Genomic DNA, 18,037 nt, shown 5'->3' on the forward strand with positions numbered 1-18,037 from the left:
CACCCACCATGACCATCCGTCCCCGTTTCGTCGTGCTTTCCGCAGCCGTCGCCGCTTCCGTTCTGGCCGCCGGCATCACAATGATCGGCACCGCCGACGCGGCCAGCACACTCGGCGCCTCGGCCGCACAAAGCGGCCGTTACTTCGGCGCGGCAATAGCCGCCGGCAAGCTTTCCAACAGCACTTACACCGGCATTCTGAACCGCGAGTTCAACTCGGTCACACCCGAGAACGAAATGAAATGGGACGCGACCGAACCGTCCCAGGGATCGTTCAACTACAGCGGCGGCGACCGGATCCTCAGCCAGGGTCAGTCGATGGGCGCCAAGGTCCGCGGCCACGCGCTGCTGTGGTACCAGCAGGAGCCGGGCTGGGCCCAGTCGATGTCCGGCACCGCTCTGCGCAACGCGATGATGAACCACGTCACCCAGGTCGCCACCCACTACAAGGGCAAGATCTACGCCTGGGACGTGGTCAACGAGGCGTTCGCCGACGGTGGCAGCGGTGGCCGGCGGGACTCCAACCTGCAGCGCACCGGCAACGACTGGATCGAGGCCGCGTTCAAGGCCGCCCGCGCCGCCGACCCCAACGCCAAGCTCTGCTACAACGACTACAACACCGACGGCGTCAACGCGAAGTCCACCGGCATCTACAACATGGTCAAGGACTTCAAGGCCCGCGGCGTCCCCATCGACTGCGTCGGCTTCCAGTCCCACCTCGGCACCAGCATCCCCGGCGACTACCAGAGCAACCTGCAGCGCTTCGCCGCCCTCGGCGTCGACGTGCAGATCACCGAGCTCGACGTCGCCCAGGGCGGCAACCAGGCCAACATCTACGCCACCGTCACCCGGGCCTGCCTCGCGGTCTCCCGGTGCACCGGCATCACGGTGTGGGGCATCCGGGACAGCGACTCCTGGCGCACCGGGGAGAACCCGCTGCTGTTCGACAACTCCGGCAACAAGAAGGCCGCGTACACCTCGGTCCTGAACGCCCTCAACGCCGCCGGGCCGACGAACCCGACGACCAGCCCGACCACCGGTCCGACGACCGGCCCGACCACGCCACCGGCCGGTGGCGGTGGCTGCACCGCCAGCACGTCGCTGAACTCGTGGAACGGCGGATACGTCGCCACCGTGCGGGTGGCCGCCGGGGCCAGCGCGGTCAACGGCTGGACGGTGAGCCTGACGCTGCCGTCCGGTAGCGCGCTGACCAGCGTGTGGAGCGCGACCAACACCGGGACCACCGGGGCGGTCAGCTTCCGCAACGTCTCCTACAACGGGCAGATCGCGGCGGGCGGCTACACCGAGTTCGGCTTCCAGGGCACCGGCACCGGTCCGGCCGCCACCCCCGCCTGCCAGGTGGGGTGACGACGATGCGACGTACGGTCCTCGCCGCGATGTTGACCGTCGCCGTCGGCGCGGGTCTGACCGCCGTGGCCGGCACCGCCTCGGCCGCCGCCGGTTGCCGGGTCACCTACACCGTGAGCAGCCAGTGGCAGGGCGGGTTCGGCGCCGACGTGAAGATCGACAATCTCGGCGATCCGCTCACCGGCTGGACCCTGACCTGGTCGTTCGCGTCCGGTCAGTCGATCACGCAACTGTGGAACGGCTCAGTCACCCAGTCCGGCACCCAGGTCGCGGTGACCAACGCGTCCTACAACGGCAGCCTGGCCACCGGGGCGAGTGCGAGCTTCGGCTTCAACGGCACCTGGACCACGGCCAACCCGGTGCCGGCGAGCTTCGCGCTCAACGGCGTCACCTGCACCGGATCGACGGCCCCGACCACGAGCCCGACCACGAGCCCGACGACGGCCCCCACCACGGGTCCGACGACTGCGCCCACCACCGCCCCGCCGACCAGCGGGCCGTCCACCTTCACCAATCCGGTCGTCTGGCAGGACTTCGCGGACGGCGACATCATCCGGGTCGGCGACGTCTATTACTACTCGGCGTCGACCATGCACTACTCGCCCGGAGCGCCGGTCCTGCGCTCCTACGACCTGGTCAACTGGGAGTACGCCGGGCACTCGGTGCCCCGGCTGGACTTCGACTCGGCCGCCTACGACTTGAGCGGCGGACGGGCGTACGTCAAGGGAATTTGGGCTTCGGCCTTCAACTACCGGCCCAGCAACTCGACCTATTACTGGCTCGGGTGCACCGAGTTCAACCGCACCTACGTCTACTCGTCCACCTCGGCGGGCAGCGGCTGGTCGAAGAAGGCCAAGCTCAACACCTGCTACTACGACGCCGGCCTGCTGTTCGACAACGACACCCCGTACGTGGCCTACGGCAACGGCACGATCAGCGTCGCGCAGCTCTCCACCGATCTCACCTCGCAGGTGCGGTCCCAGACGGTCTACACCACGCCGTCGTCGATCGGCACGCTCGAGGGCTCCCGGATGTACAAGCGGGGCAACTACTACTACATCTGGCTGACCAGGCCGGCCAACGGTCAGTACGTGCTGCGCTCGACCAGCCCGTGGGGGCCGTACGAGCAGCGGCAGGTGCTGCTGAACCTGCCCGGCCCGATCTCCGGCGGCGGTGTCCCGCATCAGGGCGGCCTGGTGCAGACGCAGAACGGCGAGTGGTACTACATGGCGTTCACCGACGCCTACCCGGGCGGCCGGATGCCGACGATGGCCCCGATCAGCTGGAGCAGCGACGGCTGGCCGGTGCTGCAGACCGTCAACGGCCGGTGGGGGAGCAGCTATCCCCGGCCGAACCTGCCCTGGCATCCGCTCACGCCGATGACCGGCACGGACAACTTCACCGGCGGAAGCCTCGGCCCGCAGTACGAGTGGAACCACAACCCGGACACCTCGAAGTTCAGCGTCGGCAACGGGCTGAAGCTGTCCACCGCCACGGTCACGAACGACCTGTACAACGCCCGCAACACGCTGACCCGGCGGATCCAGGGACCGTCGTCGACGGCGACGGTCGAGCTCGACTACTCGGCGATGGCGAACGGTGACCGGGCCGGCCTGGCCATGCTGCGCGACCAGTCGGCCTGGATCGGCATCCGGAAGGACAACGGCACCACCCGGGTGTCGATGACCAACGGCCTGACCATGTCGACGAGCGGCTGGACCACCACCGGCACCGGCTCCGAGGCCGCCGGGGCGGCGGTCTCCGGCGGGAAGATCTGGCTGCGGGTCAATGCGAACATCCAACCCGGTTCCGGCCGTACGGCCACCTTCTCCTACAGCACCAACGGCAGCACGTTCACCGCGCTCGGGCCGGCCTTCACGTTGAACAGCGACTGGCAGTTCTTCATGGGCTACCGCTTCGGCATCTTCAACTACGCCACGTCGGCACTCGGCGGAGCGGTGACCGTCAACCAATTCGGAGTGAGCTAGAAATAGGCACTGAAAATTTGTTATAGCGAGCCTGATCAGCGAGTCGGTCCGTTCGGAGCGGTGCGATCGAAACTTGCGGATAAGCATTTGATCCGTCAACATTATTGATCGCACCGTTCCGAACGACGGGGTGCCTCGGTGCCGCCATCGCCCGGGCACCCCGTTCCCGGTGCTCGCCGTTACTGCCGGAAATTGCCGCTGGAAATTGTTGCGGCTGCCCGTCGAAATCACTCATCGAATTGCCGCCTCCCGAACCTTTTCTGGGAGCGCTCCCACCCACATTGGTTTCATCCCCATCAGGAGAAAGCTCCATGAGAAGACCCAGAGCGACCATTGCCGCCGTGTCCTCCGGCGTCGTCCTGGCCGCGGTCGGCGTCGCCGCGGCGCTGCCGGCCGGCGCCGCGGCCGCGGGCTGCGCGGTGGCCTACACCGTGTCGTCGCAGTGGCAGGGCGGCTTCGGCGCCGACGTCGCCATCACCAATCTCGGTGATCCGCTCACGAGCTGGACTCTGGCCTGGTCCTTCGGGGCCGGTCAGACCGTCACCCAGGCGTGGAACGCGACACTGACCCAGAGCGGTACCGCGGTGACCGCCAAGAACGTCGGCTACAACGGATCGGTCGCCACCAACGGCACCGTCTCGTTCGGCTTCAACGGCTCGTGGACCGGCAGCAACCCGGCGCCGACCAGCTTCACGGTGAACGGCGTGGCCTGCACCGGAAGCACGACGCCGACCACCGCGCCGACGACGGCACCCACCACCACGCCCACCACCGCACCCACCTCCGGGCCGACCACGGCGCCCAGTGCCACGCCGGACATCACCGTGAACACCGCGACGAAGTATCAGACGATCGACGGGTTCGGGGCCGCCGTATCGATCTGGGGTGGTGCCTGGTCGACCGCGGAGACGCAGACGCTGGTCGGCACCGGCACCAACCAGTTGGGTCTGTCGATCGTGCGGACCGGTATCTCCCCGGTCTCCAGTGAATGGGCGACGCAGGTCAACGCTTTGAAGACGGCGAAAGCGTCGGGTTCGAACGTGAAGATCCTGGCGTCGCCGTGGACCGCGCCGGCCGCGTGGAAGACCAACAACAGCCGGATCAACGGCGGCAAGCTCAAGACCGACTACTACGACGACTACGCCAACCACCTCAACAGCTACGTGCAGTACATGCGCGGGCAAGGCGTGACGATCGACGTGGTCTCGATCCAGAACGAGCCGGACTGGCACCCCGCCTACGACTCGATGGACTGGAGCGGCGACGAGCTGCGCAACTTCGTCCGCGACCAGGGTGCGAAGATCCTGAACACCAAGCTGATGGTCGCCGAGGCGGTGAACCTGAACTACGGCTACACCGACCCGACGCTCAACGACGCCACCGCCCGCAACAACATCGGCTACATCGGCGGTCACCTCTACGGCACCGAGGACTCCGGGCGGCTCAAGCCGTACGCCCTGGCCGCGCAGTACAACAAGCCGGTGTGGATGACCGAGTGGAACTTCCACGAGGCCGCCAGTGACACGTCCACCGCCTGGGCCGACGGCGGGAACCAGGCCGTCTGGGACGAAACCCTGGACGACGTCATCCGCACCGTCAACAAGTCGATGGAAGCCAACTGGAGTGCCTACGTCTGGTGGTACGGCAAGCGCTACTACTCCTTCATCGGGGACGGCACCGCCGGCACGAGCACGGGTGCGGTGCTCAAGCGTGGCTACGCCTTCGCGCAGTACGCCAAGTACGTGCGTCCCGGTGACCAGCGGGTCGCGCTGACCAAGAGCTCCAAGGCGTCACCGCTGGAGGTGACCGCCTACCAGGGCGGCGGCAAGATCAAACTGGTCATCCTCAACCGGTCGACCAGCGCGGTCAACAACGCCGTCATCCAGGCACCGCAGACCGTCACCAAGGCCGAGGACTACGTCACCTCCCGCACCGCGAACGCGGCCGGCCAGGCGACCAGCGTCAACGGCGGCCAGGTCACCGTCAGCATCCCCGCCCGCAGCATCTCCACGGTCGTGTTCACCCTCTGAAACCCCCCTCGAGAGGAAGCATCATGTCCAGATCCAGATTCGGCCTGGCGGCGATCGGTGCCGCGCTGCTGGCATCGACGGCGGTGGTCGTAGCGATGCCGGCCGACGCCGCGGCCGCGGGCTGCTCGGTGAACTATGCCGTCTCGTCGCAGTGGCAGGGCGGGTTCGGCGCCAACGTATCGATCACCAACCTCGGTGATCCCCTGACCAGCTGGACGCTGACCTGGTCGTTCGGCGCCGGGCAGACGGTGACCCAGGCGTGGAACACGACGCTGACCCAGAGCGGCTCGGCGGTGACCGCGAAGAACGTGAGCTACAACGGGTCGGTCGCCACCAACGGTTCGGTGGCGTTCGGCTTCAACGGATCGTGGACGAGCGGCAACCCGGTGCCGACGAGTTTTGCCGTGAACGGCGTGACGTGCACCGGTGGCACCGTGCCGACGAGCGCTCCCACGACGGTTCCGACGACCGCGCCCACGACCGTTCCGACCACCGCGCCCACGACGTCGCCGCCTGCCACGTGCACGCTGCCGTCGACGTACCGCTGGACCTCCACCGGACCGCTGGCGACCCCGAAGTCGGGCTGGGTGTCGCTCAAGGACTTCACCGCTGTCCCGTACAACGGCAAACACCTCGTCTATGCCACCACCCACGACACCGGGTCGACCTACAGCTCGATGAACTTCGGCCTGTTCACCAACTGGTCCGACATGGCCTCGGCCAGCCAGAACGGCATGTCCGCCGGCACGGTCGCACCCACCCTGTTCTACTTCGCACCGAAGAACATCTGGGTCCTGACCTACCAGTGGGGTGCGACCGCCTTCTCCTACAAGACGTCCAGCGACCCCACCAACCCCAACGGCTGGTCCGCCGCCCAGCCGCTGTTCTCCGGGAGCATCACCGGCTCGGGCACCGGCCCGATCGACCAGACCATCATCGGTGACAGCACGAACATGTACCTGTTCTTCGCCGGCGACAACGGCAAGATCTACCGGGCCAGCATGCCGATCGGCAACTTCCCCGGCAACTTCGGCACCAGCTACACCACCATCATGAGCGACACCCAGGCCAACCTGTTCGAAGCGGTCCAGGTCTACAAGGTCCAGGGCCAGAACCAGTACCTGATGATCGTCGAGGCGATGGGCGGGAACGGACGGTACTTCCGCTCGTTCACCTCCAGCAGCCTCAGCGGTTCCTGGACCCCGCAGGCCGCGACCGAGAGCAACCCGTTCGCCGGCAAGGCCAACAGTGGCGCCACCTGGACCAACGACATCAGTCACGGCGACCTGGTCCGGGCCACCGCCGACCAGACCATGACCGTCGACCCCTGCAACCTGCAACTGCTCTACCAGGGATACGCCCCGGGCAACTACGGCGACTACGGCAAGCTGCCGTACCGCCCGGGCGTGCTGACACGGCAGCGGTAGGGGCGCGACACTGAGGCATGGGTGTTGACGGCAAGGCTCTCGTGCTCGGTGGGGGCGGCGTGACCGGGATCGCCTGGGAGATCGGGCTGCTGTACGGCCTGGCCGAACGGGGGGTCGACCTGACCGAGGCGGGTCTGTTCGTGGGTACGTCGGCGGGATCGGCGGTGGCTGCTCAGGTCCTGTCCGGCGTACCCCTCAAAGATCTTTTCGAGGCACAGCTCGCTGATCCGGGCGGCGAGATCGCCGCCCGGATCAGCGTGGGCGGCATCGCGAAGTTCGTGGTCGCCGGCCTCTGGCCGGGCGATCCGGTGCGGGGCCGCGCCTGGCTGGGCCGGCAGGCGCTGCGCGCCCGCACGGTGCCGGAGGCGGAGCGGCGCGCGGTGATCGCGCGCCGCATCGGCGACCGCGACTGGCCGGCGACCCGGCTGCTGATCCCGGCGGTCGAGGCCGAGACCGGGAAGGTACGCGTTTTCGACGCGGCCAGTGGTGTCCCGCTGATCGACGCCGTCGCGGCCAGCTGTGCGGTGCCGCTGACCTGGCCGCCGGTGACGATCGGCGGGGCCCGCTACGTCGACGGCGGGGTCCGGTCGGTCGCCAATGCCGACCTGGCCGCCGGTTGCCGGCAGGTGGTCGTGCTCGCCCCGGTCACGCAGTCGGCGCGGCGGTCCGGGCGGCCGGCCGCGCAGGTCGCGGCCCTGGGTCCGGGGGTGCGTGGTGCGGTGGCGTCGCCCGATGCGGCCGCGCGTGCCGCCATCGGCCGGAACGTGCTGGATCCGGCGCGGCGGCGACCGGCCGCGGAGGCCGGCCGGGCGCAGGCGGCGGCCGAGGCCGAGCGGTTGCGGGCCGTCTGGGGGTAACCCGGGGGTATATACGCGAGGTATACCCTCGGTGTAGTGTCGCCGCATGAGCGTTCCGCTGACACTGCTGGGGCTGCTTGAGCGCGAGCCCAGTCATGGCTATGACCTCAAGCGCGACTACGACACGTTCTTCGGCCGGGGGAAGCCGCTGCCGTTCGGGCAGGTGTATTCGACCCTCGGGCGCCTCGCCCGGGACGGCAAGATCGTGATGAACGAGGCCGAGCCGGGCGACGGCCCCGACCGCAAGCGTTACGTCATCACCGAGCAGGGCGCCACCGAGGTGAATGCCTGGCTGGCCGAGCCGGTCACCCCCGAGCCCAACCTGCAGAGCATCCTGTTCTCCAAGGTCGTCCTGGCCCTGATGCTGGAGCGCCCGGCCGAGGACTATCTGGATGCCCAGCGGGCCGCCCACCTGCAGCGGATGCGCGAACTGACCGAGATCAAGCGGGGTGGCGGCCTGGTCGACGGGCTGCTCGCCGACCACGGCCTGTTCCACCTGGAGGCCGACCTGCGGTGGATCGACACCACGGTCGCCCGGCTGGACGCATTGCGCCGGGAGGTCCGGCGGTGACCATCATCGAGGCGCGCGGGGTGGAGCTCGCGTTCGGCCGGACGCCGGCGTTGCGCGGCGCCGACCTCGCGGTGCGGGCCGGTGAGATCCTCGCGGTGATGGGGCCGAGCGGCTCGGGCAAGTCGACGCTGCTGCACTGCCTGGCCGGCATCCTGGTGCCGCAGGCGGGGGAGATCCACTTCGACGGCCGGCGGGTCGACACGCTGGGCGAGAACGGGCGCAGCGCGCTGCGCCGCGACCGGTTCGGGTTCGTCTTCCAGTTCGGGCAGCTCGTTCCCGAGCTCACCGCCGAGGAAAATGTCGCACTGCCGCTGCTGCTGGCCGGCACCCGCCGGGAGCCGGCGTTGCGCGCGGCCCGCGCCTGGTTCGAGCGGCTCGGGCTCGACGGTCTCGAACGCCGCCGGTCCGGCGAGCTGTCGGGCGGCCAGGCCCAGCGCGTCGCGCTGGCACGAGGGCTGGTCGCCCGTCCCCGGGTCCTGTTCGCCGACGAACCGACCGGCTCGCTCGACTCGCTGACCGGCGAGCAGGTGATGGACCTGCTGGTCGGCTCGGCCCGGGCGGAGGGAACCACCGTCGTCGTGGTCACCCACGAGGCTCGGGTCGCGGCGTACGCCGATCGGGAAGTCATCGTGCGCGACGGCAAGGTCACGTCGTTGGTGCACCCGTGATCCGGCTGGGGCTCCGCCTCGCCCTGGCCGGCGGGCGCGAGGCCGTGCTGCGGCTCGCCATCATCGTGGTCGCCGTCGCCATCGGGACCGGTCTGCTGCTGAGCACGGTGGCCGGGCTCAACGCGGTGCAGACGCAGAACGAGCGGTACGCGTGGCTCAACACCGGCGTGGTCGACACCGACGGGCCGGGCACCGCCGATCCGGCCTGGTGGCTGCTGCGCGGCGACTACTTCCACGGCGACCGGATCGCCCGGGTCGACGTCGCCGCCACCGGCCCGGAGGAACCGGTGCCGCCGGGCATCCCGCGACTGCCCGGCCCGGGGGAGTTCTATGCGTCGCCCGCCCTCGCCCGTGAACTGCGGTCCACCCCGGCCGACGAGCTCGCCGACCGGTTCCCGGAGCACCTGCTCGGCACCATCGGCGCGCCCGGTCTGCCCGGCCCGGACGCCCTGGTGGTGGTGGCCGGCGACACCCCGGAGCACCTGTCCGGGCTGCCCGGCGTCCACCGGGTGACCCGGATCGCGTCGCTCGATCCGAGCGGTTGTTCGAGCTGCCGGGTCGGCACCGACAGCGACGGCATGGTGTTGCTGCTGTCGGTGGTGGCCGTCGCGCTGATCTTCCCGCTGCTCATGTTCATCGGTACGGCGACGCGGCTGTCCGCCACCCGCCGCGAGCAGCGCTTCGCGGCGATGCGGCTGATCGGCGCCACCCCGCCACAGATCTCGCTGATCGCGACGGTGGAGGCGACCCTCGCGACGGTGGTCGGCCTGATCGCCGGTTTCGGGGTCTTCTTCGCCCTGCGGCCCGGGATGGCCACGATCACGTTCACCGAGACGGCGTTCTTCACCGGTGACCTGTCGCTCGGCCTGCGCGACGTCCTGGCGGTGGTGATCGGGGTTCCGGTCGCCGCGGCGGTGGCCGCCCGGGTCGCGCTGCGCCGGGTGCGGATCTCGCCGCTCGGCGTCACCCGCCGGGTCACCCCGAAACCGCCGCGGGCCTGGCGGCTGACCCTGGTGGTGCTGGGCGTGGCCGAGCTGGCCTACTTCGTCGGCCGGCGACCGGCGACCACGAACGGGCAGACCACCGCGTACCTGACCGGGATCTTCGCCGTGATGATCGGCATGGTCGTCGCCGGGCCGTGGCTGACCATGGCCGGGGCGCGGCTGCTGGCCGGCCGGGCCCGCCGGCCGGCCGCGCTGATCGCCGGGCGGCGCCTGGCCGACAACCCGCAGGCCGGCTTCCGGGCGGTGAGCGGGCTGATGCTCGCGCTGTTCGTGACCGCGGTGGCCAGCGGCATCATCACCACCCTGGTCGACAACCGGGGCGCGCCGGTCGAAGGCGGCTCGGCCGCCGACGTGGCGCTGGTCCAGAGTTTCTGGCCGGGCACGGACGAGAGCATCGCCCCGCCGCCCGCGCTGCCCGGCCTCCTGGTCACCCGGCACAACCCGGTTTTCCAGGCGGACACCGACAGCCCGGTCGGGCCCGGGCTGATCGCGTGCTCGGAGCTCGCGTCCCGCCCGTTGTTCGGCCGGTGCCCGCCCGGCGCCCAGGTGGCCGAGGTGAGCCAGGATCTCCAGGGGCAGCACGACGGCGGGACCATCGCGCCGGTGACGGTGTGGCAGGCCAGCGCGGTGACCCCGGCCGAGCTGGCCGAGCAGCCGATCCTGTCGGTCGTGGTGCAGACCGACGGCAGCGCCGCGGCCATCGAACGCTCCCGGACCATCCTCGAGAACGCCTATCCCGGTCGCGAGATGCTGCCCGCCACCAACGGCGAGTTCCAGGGCGACTTCGGCAAACAGCTGGTCCAGTGGCAGCAGCTGGCCAACGTGGTCATCCTGGCCAGCCTGCCGATCGCCGGGTGCAGCCTCGCGGTCGCGGTCGCCGGTGGCCTCACCGAGCGGAAACGGCCGTTCAGCATGCTGCGCCTGACCGGCGCCCGGCTGGCCACCCTGAGGCAGGTGGTCGCGCTGGAGAGCACGGTGCCGTTGCTGCTGGTCGCGGCGCTGGCCATCGGGATGGGCTTCCTGACCGCCCACCTGTTCCTGCGGGCCCAGATGGACTACTCGCTGCACTCGCCCGGGCCCGCCTACTACCTGCTGGTGCTCGGTGGCCTGGTCGCGTCGCTGGCCATCATCGCCTCGACCCTGCCGCTGCTGCGCCGGATAACCGGCCCCGAGACGGCCCGCAACGAGTAGCGACGGCTCAGCCGACCGGGACGGCCTGGCGGGTCTGTTCCCGGTCGGAATGGCCGGCGATCAGCGGTCCCACGTCGAGGATGAGGGCGATCTCGCCGTTGCCGAGAATGGTGGAGCCGCTGATGCACTTCACCCGGCTGAAAAGGATGCCGAGCGGTTTGATCACGGTCTGCAACTCGCCCAGCAGGCTGTCCACGACGAGACCGGTACGCTGCCCGGACTGCTCGACGATCACCACGTTCTGGCGCCGTGCCGGTTGACCGGGCACCCCGAAGATCTGCCGCAGCCGGATGAACGGCAGGACCTCGCCGCGCAGGTTCATGCAGTCGCGGCCGAGCGGGCCGGGCGGCAGCTCGACGCATTCGGTAACCCGGTCGAGGGGCACGATGAACGAGGACGGGCCGACCCCGACCAGGAAGCCGTCGATGATCGCCAGGGTGAGCGGCAGCCGGATCCGGATCGTGGTGCCGATGCCGCGGGCCGTCTCCACCTCGATGCTGCCCCGCAGCGCGGTGACGTTGCGTTTCACCACGTCCATGCCCACGCCCCGGCCGGACAGGTTGGAGACGGTCTCGGCGGTGGAGAAGCCGGGTTCGAAGATCAGGTTGTAGACCTCGGAGTCGGTCAGCGTGGTGCCGGGCGCGACCAGCTCGCGTTCGATCGCCTTGGCGAGGATGCGTTCGCGGTCCAGGCCGCGGCCGTCGTCGGCCACCTCGATCACGATGTTGCCGGCGTCGTGGTAGGCGTTGAGCCGCAGCGTGCCCTGCTGCGCCTTGCCGTGCTTGCGCCGTTCCCCGGCCGGCTCGATGCCGTGGTCCAGCGAGTTGCGCACCAGGTGCAGCAGCGGGTCGCTGATCCGCTCGACCAGCGCCTTGTCCATCTCGGCGTCCCCGCCGGTGATCACCAGGGACACCTCCTTGCCCAGTTCCATGCAGACGTCGCGGACCACCCGCTCGAACCGGCGCAGCGTCGTGCCGATCGGGACCATCCGCAGCGACAGCGCGCTGTGCCGCACCTCGTCGACCAGCCGCATCACCTCGCCTTGCGCCTCGCTGGAGGTGTCCGGCCCGGCGCTGTTCGGGATGCCGGTGCTGGACTGGGCGATCACCAGCTCGCCGACCAGGTCGATGAGCTTGTCCAGGCGGGCGGCGTCGATCCGGATCGTGCGGGTGTCCTGCGAGCGGGTCTCGGTGGTCCGCCGCTGGCGGGTGAGCGCCGCGTCCACGATGGCGCGCGGCACGATCCCCTGCTCGATCAGGATCTCGCCGATGGGTACCGGCTGGTTGCCCTCCCGGACCACCCGTTCCTGCTGGATGCGCAGCGCCTCGGCCATCTCCAGCTCGGTGACCGCGCCGCTGGTGATCAGCACGTCGCCGATCCGGTCGTTCTCCGGCATGGCGCGGATGGCCCGGACGTACGTGTCGAACTGGCTCTCCGCCGGGGTGATCCGGATGTCGCTGTCCTCGCGGACGAAGTCGAAGACCGCCTCGATCTCGGTCTTCGGGGCCGCGGTGACCAGGTCCACCTCGAAGCTCAGGTAGCAGGACTCGGGGTCCATGTCGGCGGCTTCCGGCAGCCGGTCGGTGACCGTGACGACGCCGGTGACCGTGCCGAGCGTGGACAGGTACCGCAGGAACGACAGCGGGTCCATGCCGTTGCGCAGGCAGTCCTCGCCGAAGTGCAGCACCAGCCGCCAGGCCATCTCCGGCGGCGGTGCGTCGGGCGCGGCCACGACCGGCCCGGCCGTCATGGCGCTGCCGTCCGCGAGGTACGGCTCCAGACCGGCCAGGAGCCGGGCGCCGTCGGCGGCCTGTGCGGCGTCCGGTTCGAGCCGGCCACCGGCCAGGCCCTCGATCATCGCGGAGATGTGGTCGGTGCACGGCAGCAGCGCGCTGACCAGCCCCGGCGTCACGTCCAGCACGCCGTCCCGGACGGACCCCAGCACGGTCTCCACGACGTGCGTGAACTCGACCAGGTGCTGCAGCCCGAACAGCCCGGACGAGCCCTTGAGGGTGTGCGCGGCCCGGAACACCGCGTTCACCGTCTCGCCGCCGCCCGGCTGGTCCTCCAGCTCCAGCAGGCCCTCCTCGAGGCCCTGCACCAGGTCCCGGGCCTCGGTGATGAACATGTCGAGCGCTTCGCGCATGTCGTCGTCGAGGGCCATCACAGCTCCAGGCGGGTCAGTGCCAAGGCCTCGGTGACGACCGGGCTGGGCTCGGTGAATTCGACCGGCAGATTCAGCCGTACGCCTTCGTTGCGCGTCATCATCAGCACCTGCAGGCCGGCGGTGTCGAGATCGGCCACCCCGGACAGATCGACGCGTACGCCGTTGCCGTCACCGAGGAAGGCCAGCAGCCGCTCCCGGTGATCGGCCGCGGTGACGATGGTCAGCTCCTCGTCGACGACGAATCGGCGCGGTGCCGTCATGGCTGAACCAGCTTCGCCACCGCGCTGAGCATCTGCTCGGGCTGGAACGGCTTGGTCACCCAGGCCTTGGCGCCGGCCGCCTGGGCCTGGCGCTTCTTGTCCTCCTGCGATTCCGTGGTGAGCATGATGATCGGGGTGAACTTGTAGGCGGGCAGTTTCTTCGCCTCGGCCACGAAGGTGATCCCGTCCATGTTGGGCATGTTCACGTCCGAGATGATCAGGTGGATGCGCTGCCCGTTCAGTTTGGTCAGCGCGTCCTTGCCGTCGTTACCGGTGATCACCTCGTAGCCGGCGCCCTTCAGGGCGATGCTGACGACCTGTCGTACCGACGCCGAGTCGTCCACGATGAGAATGGTCTTGGCCATCGTCGTCTCCTAGAAGAACGTGATTTCGGATTCGGATACCTTGGTGGCCGACCCGGAGCTGTGGGCCTGGTGCTCCTCGGCCATCGTGTATTTGGACGCGAGATCGTCGAGGAGAATGCGGGCGTCGAGCACCGCGGCGCCGGTCGCCGCGTCGGCGGCCAGCTCGGGGAAGCGCACGATGTTGTCCCGCAGGTGCTCCAGCATCTGGTTGACCCGGTCCTGGAACTGCAGGTTGACCAGGGAATCGCCGATCTCCCCGCGGATCCCGACGGCGGCCTGCTCCAGTTGCTGCGAGGAGTCCCGGATCCGGGACAGCATGTCCATCAGATCGTCGAGGACGGCCTGCACCTCACCGTTGGCGTGGGCGACCGCGTTGCCCTCGCGTTCGGCGCTGGACTCGGCGGTGGCCAGCACCGAGGTGATCGCCGCGGCCACCCGGTCCACGTTCTCGACCATCCGCGCGCTGGTGTTCTGCGACCGGTCGGCGAGCTGGCGGACCTCCAGGGCCACGACGCCGAACGACGCGCCCACCTCGCCCGCCCGCTGGGCCTCGATCGCGGCGTTGAGGGCCAGCAGGTTGGTCTGCGCGGCGATCCGGGTCACCTCGCTCGACATCTGCCGCAGTTCCTCGTTGAGGCTGAGCAGCGAGTGGAGCTCGCCCAGCGACTCACGTTTCGCGGTCAGTGCCTGGTCGAGCGTGCCCACCACGTCGCCGAGGCGCTGCCGGCTGCGGTCGAACGTGCCGCCCTGCCCCTCGTCCAGAACGCCGGACGACGACGTCAGCACGGAGTCGAGGTGCTCGACGATGCCGCCGAACGTCTCGGTGAGCTGCCCGACGGCCGTCTCCATCTGAGTGCGCGACGAGTCGATCTGCGCCGACCACACCGGCGCGACCGCGTCGGCGAACTCCGTCACGCTCTCCGCGTACCGGTCCGGTGGTAGCAGCGACGCGGACGGGCCGCGCCGGCGGCCCCGTGTCAGGTACCCGGCCCCGAATCCGGCAGCCAGTGCGATCACCGCGACGAATGTCTCAGCCATGGTGGTGGATCACCTCCGCGATCTGGGGAAGGGGCGACTCGCGGTCCACGGCGCCGAGCGCGACCGCTTCCCGGGGCATGCCGTGCACCACGCAGGTCGCCTCGTCCTGCGCCACGGTGTAGGCGCCGGCCCGGCGCATCTCCAGCAGGCCGCGGGCGCCGTCGTCGCCCATGCCGGTCATGATCACGCCGAGCGCGGCGGGGCCGGCAACCTTCGCGACCGAGCGGAACAGCACGTCCACCGAGGGCCGGTGCCGGTTGACCGGTGGCCCGTCGAAGACCCGCACCCGGTAGCGGGTGTCCGTCCGGAGGACCTCGAGATGGCGGCCGCCCGGCGCGATCAGCACCTGGCCGGGCAGCACCGGGTCGCCGTCCTGCGCCTCCCGGACGTGTACCCGGCACATGGTGTCGAGCCGGGCCGCGAACGCCGCGGTGAACTTCTCCGGCATGTGCTGCACCACCACCACGCCCGGGCCGCCGGGGGCGAGCGCCGGCAGCACCACCTCCAGCGCCTGGGTGCCGCCGGTGGAGGTGCCGATCGCGATCAGCCGCTCCTCCTGCGACGCCGGCAACCGGGTCCGCGGCGCCGAGGGCGGGGCCATCGGCGCCGGGGCACCGGCCGGGACGAGCCGTGGTTTGCGGCGCTGCCCGGCGGCGGCGGCCGCCCGGACCGCGGACACGATGTCGCCGCCGTCGTCCTCGATGAACTTCTTCAGCCCGGTGGTCGGCTTGGCGATGACCGCGACGGCGCCGGCGGCGAGGGCTTGGAGGGAGACGTCGGCGGTGCGGCGGGTCAGCGTCGAGCAGATCACCACCGGCGTCGGGCGTACCTCCATGATCTTTCGCAGGAAGGTGAGCCCGTCCATCCGGGGCATCTCGATGTCCAGGACCACGACGTCCGGCCAGGCCTTGTTCATGTGTTCCATGGCGAAGATCGGGTCGGGTACGGCGCCGACGACCTCGATACCGGGACTTCCTCGCAGGCGGGCGGACAGCACCTGCCGGACGACCGCCGAGTCGTCCACGATCAGCACCCCGATGCGCCCGGTCATGCGGTGGCCCCGAGTGCGCGCAGCCAGACGTCACCGTTGGCGATGTCGAAGATCAGCCGCCGTGCGCCGGTGCCGCCCAGCTCGCGTACGGTCAGATGGAAGCCGTTCTGTTCGAGCAGGGCCATTCCGGTCTCGATGTTGTGCCCGGCGACGTCGAGCGGAGACGGGATGTCCAGCCCGGGGAACTGCTCACCGCCACCGAACATCTTCACCTCGTACTGTGCGGGGGTGGTTCTGGCCAGCCGGATGTCGCGCAGGAAAAGGCCGATCGCGCCGTCCGCGTAGCGGGGGTCCGGCGGGCCGGCGTTGCCGGGGCAGCGGCCCGGCAGCATGTAGTGGCACATGCCGCCGATCCGCAGGCCGGAATGCCACGCCGTGATCGAGACGCACGAACCCAGCACCGTGTGGATGCGGGTGTCGGCGCCACCGAAGTGATAGTCGCCGGGGTGCAGGAAGACGTCAGCCACGGCCGTCGCCGTCCAGCCGGTAGATCGACGGTTCCACCATGCGCATCTGCGACGGGATCGCGTTGAGCGACTCGGAACTGCCGATGATCAGGTGCCCGCCGGGAACCAGCATCTCCTGCAGCCGGGGGACCAGCGACCGCTTCGTCTCCAGGTTGAAGTAGATCATCGCGTTGCGCAGCATGATCACGTCGAAGCGGCCCAGCCGGCTGAAGTCCTCGATCAGGTTGCGGCGGTGGAACTGCACGTGCGACCGCAGCTCCGGGGTGATCGTCATCAGGCCCTTGTACTCCTCGCGGCCCTTCAGGCAGTACTGCCGCAGCAGCTGCCGGGGGATCCGCTCGGCCGCCTCGATCGGGTACAGCGCCGCCCGGGCGCTCTCCACCACCCGGGTGGAGATGTCCGTGCCGACGATCTCCCAGGAGCCGGCCGGCAGCGTGTCGGCCAGCACCATCGCCGCCGTGTACGCCTCCTCGCCGGTCGAGCTGGCCGCACTCCACATCCGGAACACCCGCCCGGTCCGGCGTCTCGGCAGCACCTCCCGGCGCAGGAACTCGAAGTGCTGCGCCTCCCGGAAGAAGTACGTCTCGTTCGTGGTGAGCAGGTTGATCAAGTGATGCAGTTCCGCCTCGTCGTGGCGGTCGCGCAACAGGCGTACGTAGTCGGAGTAGCCGGTCAGGCCCAGCGCCCGGATCCGCTTATCCAGCCGGCCGGCGACCAGGGCCTCCTTGCCCGGCGCGAGCCAGATGCCGGTGTGCTCGTGCAGCACGCCGGTGATGTATCGAAAGTCATCGCCGCTGATCGTCCGCAGGTGAGAATTCGGGGCGGTCACGGCGCTCCCGGCCCGGCCGGTACGCCACCGCCCTCGATCGGCGCGCGGTCGATCGCCGGTTCCTGGGCGAGATCGCTGAGCCGGACCATGTCGCTGATCGACAGCACGTGGCTGATGTCGAGCAGGATGAGGAAGTCGTCGTCGCGGCGGGCCATCCCGCTGATGTAGTCCGCGCGGATCCCGGCCCCGAACGCCGGTGCCGGTTCGATGTCGTCGGGCGACAGCGTGACCACCTTGGTGACCGTGTCCACCAGGACGCCGATGTCCTGGCCGTCGGCGATGCCCTTGTCGTCCGAGTCCACCTCGGCGATCTCGGCCAGCGACGGGTCCTGGATGTGCACGATGATGATGCTGGTGCGACGACCGATGGCGGTGTTGCCCCGGGCGAACCGGATGGCGAGATCGATGACCGGAACCGCCCGGCCGCGCAGATTGATCACGCCCCGGATGAAGTCCGGCATCATCGGCACCACGGTCAAGGATCGGTACTCGAGAATCTCCGTCACGTGGAAGATGTCGAGCGCGTATGCCTCGCCGTTGAGCGTGAACGTCAGGTACCGCCCGGCCTCGGTAACCGTGTTCACAGTTGGCCCCCTTCACCCCGCACCTCCTCGCATTCGATCAGATTTTTCCGGGGCACCCGCGCCGATTCCGGGACTCGGCCCCGAATACGGCCGGGTGTCTGGTTCCGGTCAGACATTCAATTCATTCCGGCACTCCGGGAAGCGCGCGTCGATAAGCTGAGCCCGTCGTGGCG

General features: G+C 69.7%; 16 protein-coding genes. 8 read left to right on the forward strand and 8 right to left on the reverse strand.

Going from position 1 to position 18,037, the window contains the following annotated elements; genetic code table 11:
- Positions 1 to 8 precede the first annotated feature (8 nt).
- The 8 genes from Ato02nite_RS45905 (at position 9) to Ato02nite_RS45940 (ending at position 11,103) form a co-directional block, all read left to right on the forward strand.
- Positions 9 to 1,367, forward strand: a complete 1,359-nt coding sequence (locus tag Ato02nite_RS45905; protein ID WP_213013033.1) for a glycoside hydrolase family 10 protein — start codon at positions 9 to 11, stop codon at positions 1,365 to 1,367.
- Positions 1,368 to 1,372: 5 nt separating this feature from the next.
- On the forward strand, positions 1,373 to 3,355 hold the full coding sequence (locus tag Ato02nite_RS45910) for a family 43 glycosylhydrolase (RefSeq protein ID WP_213013034.1): 1,983 nt from the start codon (positions 1,373 to 1,375) through the stop codon (positions 3,353 to 3,355).
- A 311-nt stretch (positions 3,356 to 3,666) separates the two neighbouring features.
- On the forward strand, positions 3,667 to 5,385 hold the full coding sequence (locus Ato02nite_RS45915; RefSeq protein ID WP_213013035.1) for a cellulose binding domain-containing protein: 1,719 nt from the start codon (positions 3,667 to 3,669) through the stop codon (positions 5,383 to 5,385).
- Positions 5,386 to 5,408: 23 nt separating this feature from the next.
- A complete protein-coding gene (locus tag Ato02nite_RS45920; RefSeq protein WP_213013036.1) occupies positions 5,409 to 6,812 on the forward strand; it encodes a non-reducing end alpha-L-arabinofuranosidase family hydrolase in 1,404 nt (467 codons plus the stop codon).
- Positions 6,813 to 6,829: 17 nt separating this feature from the next.
- On the forward strand, positions 6,830 to 7,669 hold the full coding sequence (locus tag Ato02nite_RS45925; RefSeq protein ID WP_213013037.1) for a patatin-like phospholipase family protein: 840 nt from the start codon (positions 6,830 to 6,832) through the stop codon (positions 7,667 to 7,669).
- A 46-nt stretch (positions 7,670 to 7,715) separates the two neighbouring features.
- A complete protein-coding gene (locus tag Ato02nite_RS45930; protein ID WP_213013038.1) occupies positions 7,716 to 8,240 on the forward strand; it encodes a PadR family transcriptional regulator in 525 nt (174 codons plus the stop codon).
- A complete protein-coding gene (locus tag Ato02nite_RS45935; protein WP_213013039.1) occupies positions 8,237 to 8,908 on the forward strand; it encodes an ABC transporter ATP-binding protein in 672 nt (223 codons plus the stop codon). Before Ato02nite_RS45930 ends, Ato02nite_RS45935 begins: the two co-directional genes overlap by 4 nt.
- Positions 8,905 to 11,103, forward strand: coding sequence for an FtsX-like permease family protein (locus Ato02nite_RS45940; RefSeq protein ID WP_213013040.1), 2,199 nt, complete (start codon positions 8,905 to 8,907; stop codon positions 11,101 to 11,103). Before Ato02nite_RS45935 ends, Ato02nite_RS45940 begins: the two co-directional genes overlap by 4 nt.
- A 7-nt stretch (positions 11,104 to 11,110) precedes the next feature.
- On the opposite strand, the gene Ato02nite_RS45945 is transcribed toward Ato02nite_RS45940, so the two are convergent.
- Genes Ato02nite_RS45945 through Ato02nite_RS45980 form a run of 8 tightly spaced genes read right to left on the reverse strand, consistent with a single transcriptional unit; the run spans position 11,111 to position 17,864 of the window.
- A complete protein-coding gene (locus Ato02nite_RS45945; RefSeq protein ID WP_213013041.1) occupies positions 11,111 to 13,267 on the reverse strand; it encodes a chemotaxis protein CheA in 2,157 nt (718 codons plus the stop codon).
- Complete coding sequence (locus Ato02nite_RS45950; protein WP_213013042.1) at positions 13,267 to 13,530, reverse strand: STAS domain-containing protein; 264 nt, start codon at positions 13,528 to 13,530, stop codon at positions 13,267 to 13,269. Before Ato02nite_RS45950 ends, Ato02nite_RS45945 begins: the two co-directional genes overlap by 1 nt.
- On the reverse strand, positions 13,527 to 13,895 hold the full coding sequence (locus tag Ato02nite_RS45955) for a response regulator (protein ID WP_213013043.1): 369 nt from the start codon (positions 13,893 to 13,895) through the stop codon (positions 13,527 to 13,529). Before Ato02nite_RS45955 ends, Ato02nite_RS45950 begins: the two co-directional genes overlap by 4 nt.
- 9 nt (positions 13,896 to 13,904) lie before the next feature.
- Positions 13,905 to 14,933 (reverse strand): methyl-accepting chemotaxis protein, encoded by a 1,029-nt coding sequence (locus Ato02nite_RS45960; protein WP_213013044.1) that lies wholly within the window; start codon positions 14,931 to 14,933, stop codon positions 13,905 to 13,907.
- The gene (locus Ato02nite_RS45965) at positions 14,926 to 15,984 is read right to left on the reverse strand and encodes a protein-glutamate methylesterase/protein-glutamine glutaminase (RefSeq protein WP_213013045.1); all 1,059 of its coding nucleotides are present in this window, start codon (positions 15,982 to 15,984) and stop codon (positions 14,926 to 14,928) included. The genes Ato02nite_RS45960 and Ato02nite_RS45965 overlap by 8 nt, the downstream gene beginning before the upstream one ends.
- A complete protein-coding gene (locus Ato02nite_RS45970; protein WP_213013046.1) occupies positions 15,981 to 16,451 on the reverse strand; it encodes a hypothetical protein in 471 nt (156 codons plus the stop codon). The genes Ato02nite_RS45965 and Ato02nite_RS45970 overlap by 4 nt, the downstream gene beginning before the upstream one ends.
- The gene (locus tag Ato02nite_RS45975) at positions 16,444 to 17,280 is read right to left on the reverse strand and encodes a CheR family methyltransferase (protein ID WP_246608140.1); all 837 of its coding nucleotides are present in this window, start codon (positions 17,278 to 17,280) and stop codon (positions 16,444 to 16,446) included. Before Ato02nite_RS45975 ends, Ato02nite_RS45970 begins: the two co-directional genes overlap by 8 nt.
- Entirely contained in the window at positions 17,277 to 17,864 is a 588-nt protein-coding gene (locus tag Ato02nite_RS45980; protein ID WP_213013047.1) for a chemotaxis protein CheW, read from the reverse strand. Before Ato02nite_RS45980 ends, Ato02nite_RS45975 begins: the two co-directional genes overlap by 4 nt.
- Between the last annotated feature and the right edge of the window lie 173 nt (positions 17,865 to 18,037).

The sequence above is a fragment of the Paractinoplanes toevensis genome (assembly GCF_018332695.1).
GTDB lineage: Bacteria > Actinomycetota > Actinomycetes > Mycobacteriales > Micromonosporaceae > Actinoplanes > Actinoplanes toevensis.